At 71.9% G+C, this 17,565-nt stretch carries 13 protein-coding genes; 9 read left to right on the top strand and 4 right to left on the bottom strand.

Going from position 1 to position 17,565, the window contains the following annotated elements; translation table 11 throughout:
* The first annotated feature begins 268 nt into the window (after window positions 1–268).
* The gene (locus K3769_RS09390; RefSeq protein ID WP_267025972.1) at window positions 269–1,096 is read left to right on the top strand and encodes a class I SAM-dependent methyltransferase; all 828 of its coding nucleotides are present in this window, start codon (window positions 269–271) and stop codon (window positions 1,094–1,096) included.
* Between the two features lie 274 nt (window positions 1,097–1,370).
* Complete coding sequence (locus K3769_RS09385; protein ID WP_189779038.1) at window positions 1,371–1,775, top strand: SCO2097 family morphological protein; 405 nt, start codon at window positions 1,371–1,373, stop codon at window positions 1,773–1,775.
* A 264-nt stretch (window positions 1,776–2,039) separates the two neighbouring features.
* Here K3769_RS09385 and K3769_RS09380 read toward each other — a convergent pair whose 3' ends face one another.
* The 4 genes from K3769_RS09380 to K3769_RS09365 all read right to left on the bottom strand — a co-directional run bounded on the left by K3769_RS09380 (window position 2,040) and on the right by K3769_RS09365 (window position 7,686).
* Complete coding sequence (locus tag K3769_RS09380; protein ID WP_267025971.1) at window positions 2,040–4,547, bottom strand: transglutaminase TgpA family protein; 2,508 nt, start codon at window positions 4,545–4,547, stop codon at window positions 2,040–2,042.
* A complete protein-coding gene (locus K3769_RS09375; protein WP_267025970.1) occupies window positions 4,544–5,896 on the bottom strand; it encodes a DUF58 domain-containing protein in 1,353 nt (450 codons plus the stop codon). Before K3769_RS09375 ends, K3769_RS09380 begins: the two co-directional genes overlap by 4 nt.
* A complete protein-coding gene (locus K3769_RS09370; RefSeq protein ID WP_267025969.1) occupies window positions 5,896–6,933 on the bottom strand; it encodes an AAA family ATPase in 1,038 nt (345 codons plus the stop codon). Before K3769_RS09370 ends, K3769_RS09375 begins: the two co-directional genes overlap by 1 nt.
* Before the next feature lie 204 nt (window positions 6,934–7,137).
* Window positions 7,138–7,686, bottom strand: coding sequence for a beta-class carbonic anhydrase (locus K3769_RS09365; protein WP_267025968.1), 549 nt, complete (start codon window positions 7,684–7,686; stop codon window positions 7,138–7,140).
* Window positions 7,687–8,137: 451 nt separating this feature from the next.
* Here K3769_RS09365 and rsmH point away from each other — a divergent pair, with 451 nt between their 5' ends.
* The 7 genes from rsmH to murD all read left to right on the top strand — a co-directional run bounded on the left by rsmH (window position 8,138) and on the right by murD (window position 17,426).
* Window positions 8,138–9,094 carry a 16S rRNA (cytosine(1402)-N(4))-methyltransferase RsmH gene (rsmH, locus tag K3769_RS09360; protein ID WP_267025967.1) on the top strand — a complete coding sequence of 319 codons (957 nt, stop codon included), beginning with the start codon at window positions 8,138–8,140 and terminating at the stop codon, window positions 9,092–9,094.
* Between the two features lie 93 nt (window positions 9,095–9,187).
* Window positions 9,188–9,736, top strand: a complete 549-nt coding sequence (ftsL, locus tag K3769_RS09355) for a cell division protein FtsL (protein WP_267025966.1) — start codon at window positions 9,188–9,190, stop codon at window positions 9,734–9,736.
* Between the two features lie 5 nt (window positions 9,737–9,741).
* Window positions 9,742–11,724, top strand: coding sequence for a peptidoglycan D,D-transpeptidase FtsI family protein (locus tag K3769_RS09350; RefSeq protein ID WP_308216291.1), 1,983 nt, complete (start codon window positions 9,742–9,744; stop codon window positions 11,722–11,724).
* A 99-nt stretch (window positions 11,725–11,823) separates the two neighbouring features.
* Window positions 11,824–13,500, top strand: coding sequence for a UDP-N-acetylmuramoyl-L-alanyl-D-glutamate--2,6-diaminopimelate ligase (locus K3769_RS09345; RefSeq protein ID WP_267025964.1), 1,677 nt, complete (start codon window positions 11,824–11,826; stop codon window positions 13,498–13,500).
* 4 nt (window positions 13,501–13,504) lie between these two features.
* Window positions 13,505–14,917 carry a UDP-N-acetylmuramoyl-tripeptide--D-alanyl-D-alanine ligase gene (locus K3769_RS09340; RefSeq protein ID WP_267025963.1) on the top strand — a complete coding sequence of 471 codons (1,413 nt, stop codon included), beginning with the start codon at window positions 13,505–13,507 and terminating at the stop codon, window positions 14,915–14,917.
* Window positions 14,917–15,987 carry a phospho-N-acetylmuramoyl-pentapeptide-transferase gene (gene mraY, locus K3769_RS09335; RefSeq protein ID WP_267031299.1) on the top strand — a complete coding sequence of 357 codons (1,071 nt, stop codon included), beginning with the start codon at window positions 14,917–14,919 and terminating at the stop codon, window positions 15,985–15,987. Before K3769_RS09340 ends, mraY begins: the two co-directional genes overlap by 1 nt.
* Window positions 15,969–17,426: a UDP-N-acetylmuramoyl-L-alanine--D-glutamate ligase gene (murD, locus tag K3769_RS09330; protein ID WP_267025962.1), complete on the top strand. Its 1,458-nt coding sequence runs from the start codon at window positions 15,969–15,971 to the stop codon at window positions 17,424–17,426. Before mraY ends, murD begins: the two co-directional genes overlap by 19 nt.
* The last annotated feature ends 139 nt before the right edge of the window (window positions 17,427–17,565 follow it).

Here is a 17,565-nt window from a genome sequence, read left to right as displayed (position 1 = left end):
CCGGACTAGCGCCGAACCCGGACCGGCGGGATCCGGGTCGGTGCCGGGGCCCGGGCGTGGGCTACGGCTTCGGGGAACGTGCTGACGGCGGCGCGGTGGCAAGGGTGGTGTGCGGGTGTTCGTCCGCCGCGCGAGACGGGGGGCCGGGCAGCGGGCGTGAGGCAATAGGGTTGGGACGCCTGAATCTCCCCGGCGCCGGACACGGCGGGGGAGAGATGCCCATCGCTCCGCCGTACCGAGGCGGTGCCGCGCCGAGGAGTCAACTGCCGTGTCGGACCCGATGCGCCCACCCGTCTCCCACCGCCGCCCCCGACCGGCGTCGCCGCGCTCCGGCCCCGCCAGCCCCCGCGCCTCTCTGCGTACCGCCGTGGTCTGGGACGTTCTGAAGGACGCCCTCGACCGCCGGGTCAAGGCCACGGGCCGGGAGTCGCTGGACGTGCTCGACACCGGAGGCGGCAGCGGCAACTTCGCGGTGCCCGTGGCCCGGCTCGGCCACCGCGTCACCGTCGTGGACCCCAGCCCGAACGCGCTGTTCGCGCTGGAGCGCCGCGCCGCCGAGGCGGACGTCGCCGACCGCGTCCAGGGTGTCCAGGGCGACGCGCACGGCCTCTTCGACGTCGTCGAGCGCGGCGGCTACGACGCGGTGCTGTGCCACGGCGTCCTCGAGTACATGGACGACCCCGCCGAAGGCCTGCGCAACGCCGTCGGCGCCCTGCGCCCCGAAGGCGTCCTCAGCCTGCTCGCCGCCGGACTGGGCGGCGCCGTGCTCGCGCGGGCCCTCGCCGGACACTTCACGGAAGCCCGCCACGCCCTGAGTGACCCGGACGGCCGCTGGGGCGAGAGTGATCCCGTGCCGCACCGCTTCACGGCCGACCAGCTCACCGCGCTGGTCGAGGCCGCGGGCCTGGACGTCGGTGCGGTACACGGCGTGCGGGTCTTCGCCGACCTGGTCCCCGGGGTCCTCGTGGACACCGAGCCCGGCGCCCTGGACGCCCTGCTGAAGCTGGAGACCGCGGCTGCGGAACTCGCCGCCTTCCACGCTGTTGCCACGCAGCTTCATGTGCTCGGTGAGACGCAGGAGTCGGCCGAGGGGTGAGCCGCCACCCCTGTCGCACCGCTGATCAGGGGCGCGGCGGCAGATGGAGTACGCCACAGGCCCCCCGATCGGGCCCTCGGAGCCGTATGATCGGGGGAGACCGTCCGGCATGACGGGCCGGTCGCTGGGGAATCTACGCCTCAGCGGATCGGAAAGCCATGGCGGGTTCCGGTTGGCGAATTGGCGCAGAGGGGCGGGTTTCACGGGGGCGATTCCCTGCCTATCCTGAAGGGACCCCCGGTCGCCCCGGCGACTGCACGATGAGGAGGACGCCGTGCCGCTCTCGGAGCACGAGCAGCGAATGCTCGAGCAGATGGAGCGAGCGCTGTACGCCGAAGATCCCAAGTTCGCGACAGCGCTTGAGGGAAGCGGGCTGCGTACGTACACCCGGCGACGGGTCTACCAGGCGGTCGCCGGCTTCCTCGTAGGTATCGCGCTCCTCATGGCCGGAATGGTCGCACAGCAGATCTGGGTCAGTGTGGTGGGTTTTCTCGTCATGCTGGGCTGCGCGGTGCTCGCCGTCACCGGTTGGCGCAAGGCCCCCAAGCCGGGTGAACAGCCCGCGGCGGGTGCGCCGGGTGCTCCGCAGGCCCGTCGTCAGGGTCGGCAGCGGCGCTCCATGATGGACCGCATCGAACAGCGCTGGCAGCGGCGCCGTGACGAGCAGGGCGGCCAGTAACCCACCGGGTTCCGGGCCGGACAGACGCATACACGAAGGGGCGACCACCACTGAGGTGGCCGCCCCTTCGGCGTACCTGCCCTGAGTGAGCAGGGGCGCCACGGTTCACGGACGGCTCCCAGCGCCCGGCCGGAAGCCGTGCAGCTTCAAGCCCGCCCGGCGCGAAGCCGGAAGCCGCGAAGCCGCGAACCCGGGCAGTGACGAGGGGGCGCCGACCCGGACACGATCGGCGCCCCCTCTTCACTGCCTCGGCCCGGCGGCCGGTCAGCCGCCCGCGCCGCCGCTCTGTTCCGACGGGCGCGCGCGCCGGACCAGCGCTGCCCAGCGCGTCGCGGTGCGGTACTTCAGCGCGTGCCACCTCTCGGCAGCCGCCCACACCACCCGGACGGACGAGCGCGGTGCGAGCAGTGCGCGCAGGCGCGTACCGCGGCCGGCGTTGGCTCGCAGACCCTGGGTCATCCGGCGGACATCGGCGCCCAGCCCGGGGGCCGGCCGGGGACTCGGCGCGTACAGGACCTGCTCCACCGCGTCGGCGACCCGGTGCACGGAGGCCGCTGCCTCCGGCTCCAGCTGCCCGACGCGGACGATCCGCGCCGCCGCCTTGCGCGGCGTCTGCGAATCGTCGGGAGGGATACCGAAGTCCCACGCCGTGTCACTGACCTCCTGCCAGGCCTCCAGCGCGATCGCCGCGGTGCGTGCCTCGGCCCGGCCGTGCGACTCGAGCCGGAGATCCCGCGTCGTGTCGCCGTCGGCCTCCTGCCCGGACGCCGACGCCGCGGCTCCGGTGTCCGACCCGGTCCAGCTGTGCGAACCGAGCCGCACCGACCGCGTCCGCATCCGCCACAGCATCGGCAGCAGCGGCAGCGTGCCCACGGCGAGTCCGCCCGCGAGCCACAGGAGCAGGGACAGCCACCACGGTGGATCGTCGTTGGTCGCGCCGAACGCCGCCTGCGGGGACTCGCTCGTGCAGGGCTGCTCCAGCTTCTTCTCGGCCGCCGTGCACTCCTCGCTGCCCGACGGGGCGGCGGAGGGAGCCGTGGACGAGGAACGCGACGGCGCGTCCGGGTCGGGGACGGCCGCGCCGGGCGTCTCCGTACGCGTGTACTCGGGAACCGAGCCACGGTTCGGGGTCGGCTCGAAGCGGGTCCAGCCCACACCCTCGAAGTACAGCTCGGGCCAGGCGTGCGCGTCCCGCAACCCCACCGACATCGTGCCGTCCGACTTGGGCGAACCAGGCGTGAAGCCCACCGCGACCCGGGCCGGGATGCCCAGCGTGCGGGCCATGGAGGCCATCGCGAACGAGAAGTGGACGCAGAAGCCCTCCTTGTCCCTGAGGAAGCGCGCTATCGCCTGGGACCCGCTACCGACCTTCACCTCCGTGTCGTACGTGAAGCCGCCCTCCAGGGCGAACCAGTCCTGCAGCTTCACCGCGCGCTCGTAGTCGTTGGCCGAGTTCGCCGTGATCTTCCGTGCCGTCGCGGCCACCACCTGCGGCAGTGAGTTCGGCACCCTGGTGAACTCGCGCTTCAGCACCTCCGGCGCCTCGGGCGCGTTCGCGAGCTGGTCCGCGGTCGGCTGCACGATCAGGCTCTTGACCGTGTACTCCTGGCCGCGGGTCGTCTGGCCGTGGTCGCCGACGAGCGTGCGGCCCACGGGCTCGAACCGCCACTTGCCGTTGATCCCCACCTGGCTGGCCGGGTAGGGCAGCGGCAGCCAGTCCTGCGCGTACCAGTCGGCCGCCGAGATCCTCGTCTCCACCTCGGTGCGCCGGACGTCGTCACTGAGTCCTGGCGGTGTCGGGAACGTCCCCGGCACGTCCTCGACATGACGCTTGGCCGGTTTCCACGCCGTGCCGTCGAACTCGTCGAGCGAGACGATCCGCAGATAGAGGTTCTGCGTCTCCTCCGAGTTGGTGCGGTAGGACATGACCTCGCGGTCCTCGTCCACGTTCAGGCTGTCGCTGAGCGAGACCAGCGGGTTCACCGCGGAGATCGTGTTGCCCCCGCCGGAACCCGCGGCGACCCCCGTGCGGGCGGCGTCCAGCAGCCCGCCGTCGAGCGCGGGCAGGGCGAGCGGAACGACCAGCGCGACCCCGAGCGCGACGGCGCCGATGCGCCGTCCCGTACGGACCGGCGCGGTCGGGCTGCCCGAGGGATCTCCGCCGGGTGTACGGGGCCCGCCGCCGAAGACGCGCCCCCACTGGGAGAGCCGGTCACGTCCTTCGGCCAGCAGCAGCACCAGGAAACCGGTGGCCGCCAGCAGGAACCAGATCCATCCGGCGCCGCCGTCCGCGAGACCCGCGGCGACGGAGTACAGCGCGAGCAGCGGCAGTCCGGCGGGGGCGGCGCTGCGGAACGTCACCGCGAGCGCGTCCACCGCGAGTCCGATCACCACGACCCCGCCGACCATCATCAGACGGATGCCGTCCGAGAGCGGCGCCGGGATCGAGTACCTGCTGACGTCGTCCGCGCCCGCCTGCAGCAGCTCACCGAAGTAACGGAAGACGTCGGGGCCGGGCAGCAGCCCGGCGACGGCATGCTCCCGGGCGAACGACAGCGTCAGCAGCATCAGGGTCACCAACGCCTGCACCGCGATCGTCAGCGGCCGTGCCAGCGGCACCCGCCGGGCCGCCGCGCCCACCGCGGTCTGCACCGCGACGAGGAACGCCGCCTGGAGGAACCAGGTCGCCGGATCGACCAGCGGCAGCAGGGCGCAGGACGCCATCAGGGTCGCCGCTGCGGCGCACAGCGCCAGACGCGCGCGCCCGCTCATGAGTCACCGCCTCCTGCCGTGCTGCCCGTGGACGCGACTCCGATGCGCTGCCGGTCCGCCTCCCGCCACAGGTCGGCCAGGCTCACGCCCGGTGGGACGGCCACAGCGGTCCAGCCCGCCTCACGCAGCATCCGAAGCCGCTCCTCGCCCTGTTCGTCGGGGGCGCCCCGCACCCATGCCCCGCTGTCCAGCAGGAAGGCGATCGCCCCGCCGCTGCGCTGGCGCATCTTCGCGAGCACCGACGCCTGTTCCTCGTCCAGGTCGCCGAGGAAGGCCACCAGCAGTCCCTCGTTGCCACCGCGCAGCACCTCGTACGCCCGGGACAGGCCCGTACCGTCGGAGTGGTCGATCACCGCCAGGGTGTCCATCATGAGCCCCGCCGCGTCCGCCGACTCCTGGCTGGCCCCGGCGAACCCGTCGGCGCCCTCGCCGGGCACCGAGGTGCCGGTGTCGGTCAACAGGCGCACCGAGAAGCCCCGTTCGAGCATGTGCACCAGCGTCGACGCGGCGCCCGAGACGGCCCACTCGAAGGCCGAGTCCGGGCCCGCGCCGTCGAAGGCGATGCCCCGGGTGTCGAGGAGCACCGTGCAGCGGGACCGCTGCGGCTGCTCCTCGCGGCGCACCATCAGCTCGCCGTAGCGGGCGGTCAGCCGCCAGTGGACCCGGCGCAGGTCGTCGCCGTAGCGGTACCCGCGCGGGATCACGTCGTCCTCGCCCGCCAGCGCGAGCGAGCGATGCCGCCCGTCCCCGTACCCCTTCGCCTCACCGGTCAGCCGGACCGGCGGCAGGGCCTCCACGCGCGGGACGACGGTGAGGGTGTCGTAGGTCGAGAAGGAACGGGTCAGCTCGCACATGCCGAAGGGGTCGCTGAGCCGCAGTTGCAACGGGCCCAGCGGGTAGCGCCCGCGCAGGTCCGAACGCACGCGGTACGACACCTCGCGCCGGCCGAGCGCCTCGACCCGGTCCAGGACGAACCGGGGCCGGGGCCCCAGCACGTACGGCACCCGGTCCTGGAGCATCAGCAGTCCGGTGGGCAGCCGCGAGACGTTGTCCATCCGCAGATGGACCCGTGCCTCGGAACCCGCCGGCACCCGCGCGGGGGAGAGCCGGCGGCTGCCGGCGACCCGGTAGCGCGTGCGGTACAGCACGGCCGTGCAGACCAGCGGCAGCACGGCGAGCAGGAGCCCCACCCGGAGCAGATCGCTCTGCCCCAGGACGTACGCGCAGACGGCCGCCGCGATGCCGGCGGCCAGGAACGACCGCCCGCGCGTGGTGAGCCCGGCGAGAGCCGTGCGCAGTCCCCCCTTGTCCTCCTCGGCCGTGGCTGCGGGCATCCCCCCGGTGGTCATCACAGCCTCCGGGGCGGCTGCTGGCCCAGGGCGGACGCGCCGCGGCCGATCACCGGATTGCCCGGCGGCTGGGGCGCCGCGGGCACGGCCGTGCGCTGGAGGATCTCCAGGACGACCTGCTCGGCCGTACGACGGTTCAACTGGGCCTGGGCGGTGGGCAGCAGCCGGTGCGCCAGGACCGCCACGGCGAGGGCCTGGACGTCGTCCGGCAGCGCGTAGTCCCGGCCGCTGAGAGCGGCGGACGCCTTCGCGGCGCGCAACAGGTGCAGTGTGGCGCGCGGCGAGGCGCCGAGTCTCAGGTCCGGGTGGTTGCGGGTGGCGCCGACCAGGTCGACCGCGTACCGGCGGACCGAGTCGGCGACGTGCACCGTGCGGACCGCGTCGATGAGCTTCACGATCTCGTGCGCGTGCGCCACCGGCTGCAGGTCGTCCAGCGGCGAGGCCCCGCCGTGGATGTCGAGCATCTGCAGCTCGGCCTCCGCGCTGGGATAGCCGATGGAGACCCGGGCCATGAAACGGTCCCGCTGCGCCTCCGGCAGCGGATAGGTGCCCTCCATCTCGACCGGGTTCTGCGTGGCCACCACCATGAAGGGGCCGGGCAGCTCGTAGGTGTGCCCGTCGATGGTGACCTGGCGCTCCTCCATGGACTCCAGGAGCGCCGACTGCGTCTTGGGCGACGCGCGGTTGATCTCGTCGCCGATCACGATCTGCGCGAAGATCGCCCCCGGTTTGAACTCGAACTCCCTGCTCTGCTGGTCCCAGATGGACACCCCCGTGATGTCCGAGGGCAGCAGGTCTGGCGTGAACTGAATACGTCGCACCGAGCAGTCGATGGACCGCGCCAGTGCCTTGGCCAGCATGGTCTTGCCCACGCCGGGGACATCCTCGATGAGCAGATGTCCCTCGGCGAGCAGCACGGTCAGCGAAAGCCGTACGACCTCAGGCTTGCCCTCGATCACTTCCTCCACCGAACTGCGGACTCTCTCCACAGTGGCGGTCAGATCTGTAAGGCTCGCTCGATCGTCATAGGTCGTCACCCGGCCCTCCTCGGCCCGTTCTTTCTCCGGGCCGACACGCTGCGATGCGGACCGGCCCACCCCGAACACGGACGCCACGCGTGAAAAGTTCCGCGCGACGCCACACACGCATTCTTGTTGCCGTTACCGGTTCGTGTCATCCGCCTGTGGATAACTGGCCGTGATATGTCGGGTCTTGCGTTCTATGGCCGGGCCCAACCTGCGTCAGGTGGGGTCTATCTCACTCAGGAGACCCGTCTTCACGTCGAACACGAAACCACGTACGTCGTCGGAGTGCAGAAGGAACGGGGAGGTCCGCACGCGCTGCATGGACTGCCGTACGTCCTGTTCGACGTCGCGGAACGCCTCGACCGCCCATGCCGGGCGCTGGCCGACCTCCATCTCCAGGTCGTGGCGGAACTCCTCGGTGAGGGACTCCAGGCCGCAGCCGGTGTGATGGATGAGCACGACGCTGCGGGTGCCGAGCGCGCGCTGGCTGATGGTCAGGGAGCGGATCACGTCGTCGGTGACCACGCCGCCCGCGTTGCGGATGGTGTGGCAGTCGCCGAGTTCGAGGCCGAGCGCGGCGTGCAGGTCGAGACGGGCGTCCATGCAGGCCACGACCGCGACGCGCAGTACCGGCCGGGCGTCCATGCCCGGGTCGGTGAACGCGTCGGCGTACCGCTCGTTGGCGTCGACCAGGCGGTCCGTGACGGTGCCGGGGCGTGCCGTGGCGTCCTCGGGTTCGGTGGGAACGGATGCGGAAGTCGTCATACCTATGAAGGTAAGGGGCACGCGTCGATCGGGCCCGCTGTGAGAGGGGACAAAGAACATCAATGAGCGTTGTTGTGAGGTAACCCACAAGGGTGGACCGAGTGCACCCGTTCGGGTGGAAATCGCCGGATTTTTGCTTGATCGCGGGCGAGAGGCGCGACGCGCAGGCCGGTTCATTGACCGCGAGACACCGTGGACTAAAGTGACGCGAAGCGGGAGGCGAGCTGTCCTCCCTGCTGGACAGACCCCCGGAGCCCCGGCGCCATGCCGGGATCTCCCCGCGTGCGCGGCGCGTACGTACGGCTCGGCCTCCTCCCGCTCCCGGTCGACTGACGCTTCCGGCGCCGGCCGGCCTTCCCCTCGACAAACCGAGGGGTGTTCCTCCGTGACGGCTGCGGGCGGGCGGGGACCCGGTTGTGCGTACCGGCCGCGCCGGACCTGAGAGGGCCCCTTGAGCAACAGTCGACATGTCCCGGTGATGCTCCAGCGGTGCCTGGACATGCTGGCCCCCGCACTGGAGGCACCGGGAGCCGTGGTCGTCGACTGCACCCTCGGCCTCGGCGGCCACAGCGAGGCCCTGCTCGCCCGCTTCCCCGAGGCCCGTCTCGTCGCCCTCGACCGCGACAAGGAGGCACTGCGCCTCTCCGGGGAGCGGCTCGCCCCCTTCGGCGACCGCGCCGAGCTGGTGCACGCGGTCTACGACGAACTCCCCGACGTGCTCGACCGCCTGGGCATCGCGAGCGTCCAGGGCGTCCTCTTCGACCTGGGCGTCTCCTCCATGCAGCTCGACGAGGCGGACCGCGGCTTCGCCTACGCCCAGGACGCGCCGCTCGACATGCGCATGGACCAGACGACCGGCATCGGAGCGGCCGAGGTGCTCAACACCTACCCGCCCGGCGAACTCGTCCGGATCCTGCGGGCGTACGGCGAGGAGAAGCAGGCCAAGCGGATCGTGTCCGCGGTCGTCCGCGAGCGCGACAAGGAGCCCTTCACCAACAGCGCGCGGCTCGTCGAGCTGATCCGCGACTCCCTGCCGCAGGCGGCCAAGCGCACCGGCGGCAACCCCGCCAAGCGCACGTTCCAGGCGCTGCGCATCGAGGTCAACGGCGAACTCACCGTCCTGGAGAGGGCGATCCCCGCCGCCGTGAAGGCGCTCGCCGTCGGCGGCAGGATCGCCGTGCTGTCGTACCACTCCCTGGAGGACCGGCTCGTGAAGCAGGTGTTCGCGGCGGGCGCCGCCACCACCGCGCCGCCCGGACTGCCGGTCGTCCCCGAGCGCTACCAGCCCCGGCTCAAGCTCCTGACGCGCGGTGCCGAACTCCCCACCGAGGAGGAGGTCGCGGAGAACCGGCGGGCCGCTCCCGCACGGCTGCGCGGGGCGCAGCGCATCAGGGAGGACGCCGAGTGACGAAAAGCGTGCGTGAGGCGGACGACCGAACTCACCGGGCACAGGGGCCTGACACGCGGACCCGCCAGCCGGCGACCCGGACTCACCTGGAGGGTGAGTGAACAAGAAACCCGACTGAGGGGGAGGGCGGCCCGGCTCGCGCGGCTCTTCCCGACCGGTCCCGGACAGGCGGCCCGTACCCCCTTCGTCCTCCTGGTCGTGCTGCTGCTCGGGGGCGGGCTCATCGGACTCCTGGTGCTGAACTCCGCCCTCAGCGAGGGATCGTTCCAGCTCGACGACCTCCAGAAGGACACCAAGAGCCTCACCGACGAGGAACAGGCGCTCCAGCGTGACGTGGACGCCTACTCCGCCCCCGATGCCCTCCAGCGCCGCGCCCGCGAGCTCGGCATGGTGCCCGGCGGCGACCCGGCCTTCCTGAATCCCGACGGCACCGTCCGCGGCGTCCCCAGCGCCGCGGCCGATCAGTCGTCCGTGTACGTGCCCCTGATCCGGCCGCCCGAGGCGCTCGCCACGGAACCGGCCGGGACGTCCCCGGAGCCCACCCCGACGGCCACCGGACTCCCGGCGCCCAGCGGGGCGCCGGAGGCCGCCACCGGGACCGCCGGACAGCCCACGCCGACCTCTACGACTCCCGGCAGGTGACGGAAGTGTCCGACAGGGAACCCCCGCGCCGCAGGGTGCCCGCGCCCGCCCGGTCCGCGAAACCCGCCCCGAGGCCCGCCGCCCGCCCCGCGAAACCCGGCAGCCAGCGCCGCCCCGGACCGGGCGCCCGGCCCGCCCGCCGTCCCGCGCAGCCCCGCGCCAAGGCGCCGCGCGTCATCCGGCTGGGCAGCCCCCGCCCGCGGCTGCGCCTGGTCAGCCTCGCCCTGGCCCTCGTACTGATCGCCTTCGTCGTACGGCTCCTCCAGGTGCAGGCGGTCGACGCGAGCGAGTACACCGCCAAGGCCGAGAAGAACCGGTACCTCAGCCGCACGCTGGCCGCCGCCCGCGGCGGGATCACCGACCGCAACGGCGTGGACCTGGCGATCAGCGTGGACGCCAACGACATCACCGCCGACCCCACGCTCTTCACGAGGAAGGCGACGAAGACCGGCGACGCCCCCGAGCAGGCCGCCGCCCTGCTCGGCCCGATCCTCGGCAAGGACACCGACGAACTCGCCGCCAAGCTCCGTACGGAGAAGACCCGCTACGTAGTGCTCGCCCGCCGCCAGACCCCCCAGGTCTGGACGCAGATCAAGGACCTCAAGAGCACCCTCGCCGAGAAGGCCGGTGCGGGCGGCCCCGCGAACATCCTGGCGGGCGTCCTCCAGGAGCCCAGCAGCAAGCGGGTCTACCCGAACGGCGAGCTCGGGGCCGGGATACTGGGCTGGGTCAACGCCGACGGCAAGGGCGGCGGCGGCATCGAGCAGCAGCTCAACGGGGACCTGTCCGGCAAGGACGGCGAGATCCGCTACGCGCAGTCCGGCGGACGGCAGGTGCCGACCGCCGGTTCCACCGAGAAGCCCGCGGTGGCCGGTGCCGACGTGGAGCTGACGATCGACCGCGACATCCAGTGGGCCGCGCAGCACGCCATCGCCGAGCAGGTCGAGAAGTCCAAGGCGGACCGCGGCTACGTCATAGTGCAGGACAACAGGACCGGCGAGATCCTCGCGATGGCGAACTCGCCCGGCTTCGACCCCAACGACCTGTCCGCGGCCGACGGGGGAGCCCTGCACAACTGGGGCCTGGAGGACGCCTACGAGCCCGGCTCCACCGCCAAGGTGATGTCGATGGCAGCCGTCCTGGAGGAGGGCGCCGCAACCCCCGGCACACACGTCACCGTGCCCAACCGGCTGCACCGCGGCGACCGGCTCTTCAAGGACGACATCGACCACCCGACCTGGTACCTCACGCTCAACGGCGTCCTCGCCAAGTCCAGCAACATCGGCACCATCCTGGCGACCGGACAGCTCGGCAAGACCCAGCGGGAGGCCAACAAGGTCCTCTACTCCTACCTGCGCAAGTTCGGCATCGGCGGATACACCGGCCTGGACTTCCCCGGCGAGACGAAGGGCATCCTCGCCCCCGCCGACCAGTGGTCGACCTCCCAGCAGTACACGATCCCTTTCGGCCAGGGCGTGTCCGTCAACGCGATGCAGGCGGCCTCCGTCTACTCGACGATCGCCAACGGCGGCGTCCGCGTGGAACCCACCCTCGTCCGCGGCACGAAGGGGGCCGACGGGCAGTTCACCCCGGCGGCCAAGGCCAAGAAGACACGAGTCGTCAGCGAGAAGACCGCGAAGACCCTGGCACACATGCTGGAGTCCGTCGTGGACGACGAGGAGGGCACCGGCGCCAAGGCGCGCATCCCCGGCTACCGCGTGGCGGGCAAGACCGGCACGGCCAACCGTGTGGATCCGGCCACCGGCCGCTACCGCGGCTACACCTCGTCCTTCGCCGGGTTCGCGCCCGCCGACAACCCCCGGGTCACCGTGTACTGCGCCATCCAGAACGCCACCAAGGGCAGCTACTTCGGCGGCCAGATCTGCGGACCCGTCTACAAGGAGGTCCTGGAGTTCGCACTGAAGACCCTCCAGGTGCCGCCCACCGGGGACACGGCCGACAGACTCCCCGTCACCTTCACGCCCTGACCGACGCCGGCCGCGCCCTCACCGGCGGCCGGCGGCACCCATCGGCGGCGCCCGGCACACTCCCGTGCACCGCCCGGAACACCGACCAGGAACAAGCTCGTGACAACGATCACTCCCGATCCCGGCAACGACGGCCCGCCGCCCGTCCCGCCATGCCCCTCGCTTCGCTCCGGCGGGGGTGTGCCCGGTACGCTCACCGCCGTGCCACACGCTGATCAGTCCCAAACCACCCAGAAGGGCGTCCCTGTGACATATCCGGGGCCGCCGCGACCGGTGCAGAACCCCGCAACACCCCTCGCGGAGCTCGCCGGTCAGCTGGGTGCGGACCACCCAGTGAGCGAGCCGGGCGCCGCCGGGGTCACGGGCATCACCCATGACTCCCGCGCCGTCCGGCCGGGCGACGTCTACGCCGCGCTGCCCGGCGCCCGGATGCACGGCGCCGACTTCGTGACGCAGGCCGCCGGCCTCGGCGCCGTCGCCGTGCTGACCGACCCGACGGGAGCCGACCGGGCCCGGGCCACCGGCCTGCCGGTCCTCGTCGTGGACGACCCGCGCGGGTCGATGGGCGAGCTGGCCGCCTCCATCTACGGCCACCCCGGCCGCGACCTGCTGCAGATCGGCATCACCGGCACGTCCGGCAAGACCACCACGGCGTACCTCGTCGAGGGCGGTCTCCAGGGCGTCCGCAGTACCGGACTGATCGGCACCGTGGAGATGCGCATCGGAGACGAGCGCATCAAGTCGGAGCGCACCACCCCCGAGGCCACCGACCTCCAGGCGCTGTTCGCGGTCATGCGCGAGCGCGGCGTGGAGGCGGTCGTCATGGAGGTCTCCAGCCACGCCCTGGTCCTCGGCCGGGTCGACGGCTGCGTCTTCGACATCGCGGTCTTCAACAACCTCAGCCCGGAACACATGGAGTTCCACTCCGGCATGGAGGACTACTTCCAGGCCAAGGCGCAGCTGTTCACGCCGGAGCGCAGCAGGCTCGGCGTGGTCAACCTCGACGACGAATACGGCCGCAGGCTCGTCAAGGAGGCCGGCGTCCCCGTGGTGACGTTCTCCGCGGAAGGGCACCCCGACGCCGACTGGCGCGCCGAGGACGTCCGGGTCGGCCCGATGGACTCGGTCTTCGTCGCGGTCGGTCCCAAGGGCGAGCGGATCACCGCCAAGTCACCGCTCGCGGGCACCTTCAACGTGGCCAACACGCTCGCTGCGATCGTCGCCCTCGCCGCCGCCGGGATCGACCCGCAGACCGCCGCCGACGGCATCGCCGCCGTACCGGGCGTGCCCGGCCGCCTGGAGCGCGTGGACGCCGGACAGCCCTACCTCGCGGTCGTCGACTACGCGCACAAGACGGACGCCGTCGAATCCGTCCTGAAGGCCCTGCGCAAGGTCACCGAGGGCAAACTGCACATCGTCCTCGGCTGCGGCGGCGACCGCGACAGGACCAAGCGCATGCCGATGGGCGCCGCCGCGGTCCGGCTCTCCGACACCGCCACACTGACCTCGGACAACCCCCGCGGCGAGGACCCCCTCGCCATCCTCGCCACCATGCTCGCGGGCGCCGCCGAGGTGCCGGCGCACGAGCGCGGAGAGGTCCAGGTCTTCGAGGACCGGGCCGCCGCGATCGCCGCGGCCGTCGCCCGCGCACAGCCCGGCGACACCGTGCTGATCGCGGGCAAGGGCCATGAACAGGGCCAGGACATCGCCGGGGTGATCCGTCCCTTCGACGACCGCCAGGTGCTCCGCGCAGCTATCCAGAAGACCCAGGGATGAACTTGTGATCGCCCTCTCTCTCGCCGAGATCGCCACAGTCGTCGGCGGGCAGACCCATGACATACCGGATACATCGGTCCAGGTCACCGGACAGGTCGTCAGGGACTCCCGGGAAGCCGGGCCCGGCAGTCTCTTCGTCGCCTTCGCGGGCGAGCGTGTGGACGGCCACGACTACGCCGCGGCCGTCGTCGAGGCGGGCGCCGCGGCCGTCCTTGCCTCCCGGCCCGTCGGGGTGCCCGCCATCGTCGTGGACGACGTCCAGCGCGCCCTCGGCGCCCTCGCGCGCCACGTCGTGGAGCGGCTCGGCGCGACGCTGGTCGCGCTCACCGGCTCGGCGGGCAAGACCAGCACCAAGGACCTGATCGCCCAGGTGCTGCGCACCAAGGCGCCCACGGTCTTCACACCCGGCTCGCTCAACAACGAGATCGGACTGCCGCTCACCGCGCTGAGCGCCACCGAGGAGACCCGTTTCCTCGTCCTGGAGATGGGCGCCCGCGGGATCGGCCACATCCGCTACCTCGCGGATCTGACGCCCCCGAGGATCGGTCTCGTCCTCAACGTCGGCACCGCGCACATCGGCGAGTTCGGCGGCCGGGAGCAGATCGCGCAGGCCAAGGGCGAGCTGGTGGAGAGCCTGCCCCCGGCGGAGGAGGGCGGCGTCGCCGTTCTCAACGCCGACGATCCCCTCGTACGGGCCATGGCCTCGCGCACGAAAGCACGCGTGCTGCTCTTCGGAGAGTCCGACGAAGCGGACGTACGGGCCGAGAACGTGCGGCTCACAGGGAGCGGACAGCCCTCGTTCAGCCTTCACACACCCACCGGGTGCAGCGAAGTGACCATGCGCCTGTACGGTGAGCACCACGTGTCGAACGCGCTCGCCGCCGCCGCCGTCGCCCATGAGCTGGGCATGTCCGCAGACGAGATCGCCACCGCGCTCTCCGAGGCGGGCTCCCTCTCCCGTTGGCGGATGGAGGTCACCGAGCGCCCGGACGGCGTGACGGTCGTCAACGACGCCTACAACGCGAACCCCGAGTCCATGCGAGCCGCCCTGCGGGCGCTCGCGGCCATGGGCAAGGGGCGGCGGACCTGGGCGGTGCTCGGTCAGATGGCCGAGCTCGGGGACGAGGCGCTCGCCGAGCACGACGCGGTCGGACGGCTCGCCGTCCGGCTCAACGTCAGCAAGCTCGTCGCGGTCGGGGGCAGGGAAGCGTCCTGGCTGCAACTGGGCGCATATAACGAGGGTTCGTGGGGTGAGGAGTCGGTGCACGTGTCCGACGCACAGTCGGCGGTCGACCTGTTGCGCAGTCAGCTGCGCCCGGGAGACGTCGTACTCGTGAAGGCGTCCCGGTCGGTCGGTCTCGAACGGGTCGCGCAGGCGCTCGTCGAGGGCGCCGAGGGTGAGGTCGCCGTCCGATGATGAATCAGATCCTGTTCGCGGGAGTCATCGGTCTCTTCCTGACCCTGATCGGTACCCCGTTGCTGATCAAGCTGCTGGCCCGCAAGGGCTACGGCCAGTACATCCGTGACGACGGCCCGCGCGAGCACCACGCCAAGCGCGGTACGCCGACCATGGGTGGTATCGCCTTCATCCTGGCCACGCTGCTGGCGTACTTCCTCAGCAAGGTGATCACGGGGAAGCCGCCGACGTTCTCGGGACTGCTGGTGCTCGGCCTGATGACGGGCATGGGCGTGGTCGGCTTCCTGGACGACTACATCAAGATCGTCAAGCGGCGTTCGCTCGGTCTGCGGGCCAAGGCGAAGATGGCCGGCCAGCTGGTCGTCGGCATCGGCTTCGCGGTCCTCGCACTGCAGTTCGCGGACAACCGCAACAACACCCCGGCCTCCACCAGGCTCTCCTTCGTGCAGGACTTCGGCTGGTCCATCGGCCCGGTGCTGTTCGTGGTCTGGGCGCTGTTCATGATCCTCGCGATGTCGAACGGCGTGAACCTGACGGACGGTCTGGACGGCCTGGCCACCGGCGCCGCGACCATGGTGTTCGGCGCCTACACGTTCATCGGCGTCTGGCAGTTCCAGGAGTCCTGCGCCAACGCGCAGACCCTCACCAACCCGGGCGCCTGCTACGAGGTACGCGATCCACTGGACCTCGCGGTCGTCGCCGCCGCCCTGATGGGCTCCTGCTTCGGCTTCCTGTGGTGGAACACCTCGCCCGCCAAGATCTTCATGGGGGACACCGGTTCCCTGGCGCTCGGCGGCGCGCTGGCCGGTCTCGCGATCTGCTCGCGCACCGAGCTGCTGGTCGCGCTCCTCGGCGGACTCTTCGTCCTCATCACCATGTCGGTCGTCATCCAGGTCGGCTCGTTCCGCCTCACCGGCAAACGCGTCTTCCGGATGGCGCCACTGCAGCACCACTTCGAACTCAAGGGGTGGTCCGAAGTCCTTGTGGTGGTCCGCTTCTGGATCATCCAGGGCATGTGCGTCATCGTCGGACTCGGCCTCTTCTACGCGGGATGGGCAGCCAAGAAGTGACCACCGCTTCCGCCTGGCAGGGCATGAACATCACCGTCGCCGGTCTCGGCGTGAGCGGCATCAGCGCCGCCCGCGCCCTGGCCGGCCTCGGCGCGTCGGTCACGGTCGTCGACGGCGGCGACTCCCCGGCCCACCGGGAGCGGGCCGTCCCCCTCGAACAGCAGGGCATCGCGGTACGCCTCGCGGACGCCGACACGCTGCCCGAGGGCACCGACCTGGTGGTCACCTCGCCCGGCTGGAAGCCCGGCAGCCCCCTCTTCCTGGCCGCCGACAAGGCGGGCGTGGACGTCGTGGGCGACGTCGAGATCGCCTGGCGCCTGCGTGGCCACGACGGCCGCGGGGCCGCCCCCTGGCTGGCCGTCACCGGCACCAACGGCAAGACCACCACGACCCGGATGCTCGCCTCGATCCTGGCCGCCGCGGGCCTGCGTACGGCCGCGGTGGGCAACATCGGCACACCCATCGTCGACGTGGTGCTGGGCACCGACCCCGAATACGCCGACCTCGACGTGCTCGCCGTCGAACTGTCCAGCTACCAGCTGCACTGGGCGCCCTCGCTGCGCGCCCACTCCGCGGCCGTCCTGAACCTCGCCCCCGACCACCTCGACTGGCACGGCTCCATGGAGGCGTACGCCGCCGACAAGGGCCGTGTGTACGAGGGCAATCAGGTGGCCTGCGTCTACAACGTGGCCGACGGCGCCACCGAGGACCTGGTGCGCGCGGCGGACGTCGAGGAGGGCTGCCGGGCCGTCGGCTTCACGCTCGGCACCCCTGGGCCCTCCCAACTCGGCGTCGTGGACGGCATCCTGGTCGACCGCGCCTTCGTCGAGGACCGGCACAAGCAGGCCCAGGAACTCGCGGAGATCGCGGACGTCGACCCGCCCGCCCCGCACAACATCGCCAACGCCCTCGCGGCGGCGGCCCTGGCCCGCGCCTTCGGAGTGCCCCCCAAGGCCGTCAGGGACGGCCTGCGGGCCTTCCGTCCCGACGCCCACCGCATCGAGCACGTGGCCGAGGTGGACGGCGTCGCCTACGTCGACGACTCCAAGGCCACCAACACACATGCCGCACAGGCCTCGTTGGCCGCGTACGAGTCGATCGTGTGGATCGCGGGCGGCCTCGCCAAGGGCGCGACCTTCGACGAACTCGTCGTCCGGTCCGCGAAGCGGCTGCGGGGCGTCGTGCTCTTCGGCGCCGACCGGGCCCTCATCGGGGAAGCCCTCGCGCGACACGCGCCCGAGGTACCGGTGGTCGACCTCGACCGGACCGACACTGGTGCGATGCCCGCGGCGGTCCAGGAGGCGGCACGACTCGCCCGCGCCGGCGACACGGTGCTCCTGGCACCGGCCTGCGCTTCCATGGACATGTTCGCCAACTACAACCAGCGCGGTGACATGTTCGCGGAAGCGGTCCGCGAACTCGGCGCCGCGGGCGCCTGACGGCAGGCCCCGGGCCGGCCCGGGCGCCCGGGATCCTTGGGAGCGACACGTGACGCCATCGTGGTCGGTGGACCGACAGCCCTCTGCCGCCGGCACCGCGCCGTGCGGCCCCGCCCGCGGTTCCGCGCCCGTGTGCCCT

The organism is Streptomyces ortus (assembly GCF_026341275.1).
GTDB classification, from domain to species: Bacteria; Actinomycetota; Actinomycetes; order Streptomycetales; family Streptomycetaceae; genus Streptomyces; species Streptomyces ortus.
This window is presented reverse-complemented; position numbering and strand designations above follow the sequence as displayed.

Coding starts and splice junctions, on each gene's coding strand:
- K3769_RS09380 (WP_267025971.1), bottom strand. CDS start 4,547: ATGAGCGGGCGCGCGCGTCTGGCGCTGTGCGCCGCAGCGGCGACCCTG.
- mraY (WP_267031299.1), top strand. CDS start 14,917: ATGAATCAGATCCTGTTCGCGGGAGTCATCGGTCTCTTCCTGACCCTG.
- murD (WP_267025962.1), top strand. CDS start 15,969: ATGGGCAGCCAAGAAGTGACCACCGCTTCCGCCTGGCAGGGCATGAAC.
- K3769_RS09365 (WP_267025968.1), bottom strand. CDS start 7,686: ATGACGACTTCCGCATCCGTTCCCACCGAACCCGAGGACGCCACGGCA.
- K3769_RS09375 (WP_267025970.1), bottom strand. CDS start 5,896: ATGACCACCGGGGGGATGCCCGCAGCCACGGCCGAGGAGGACAAGGGG.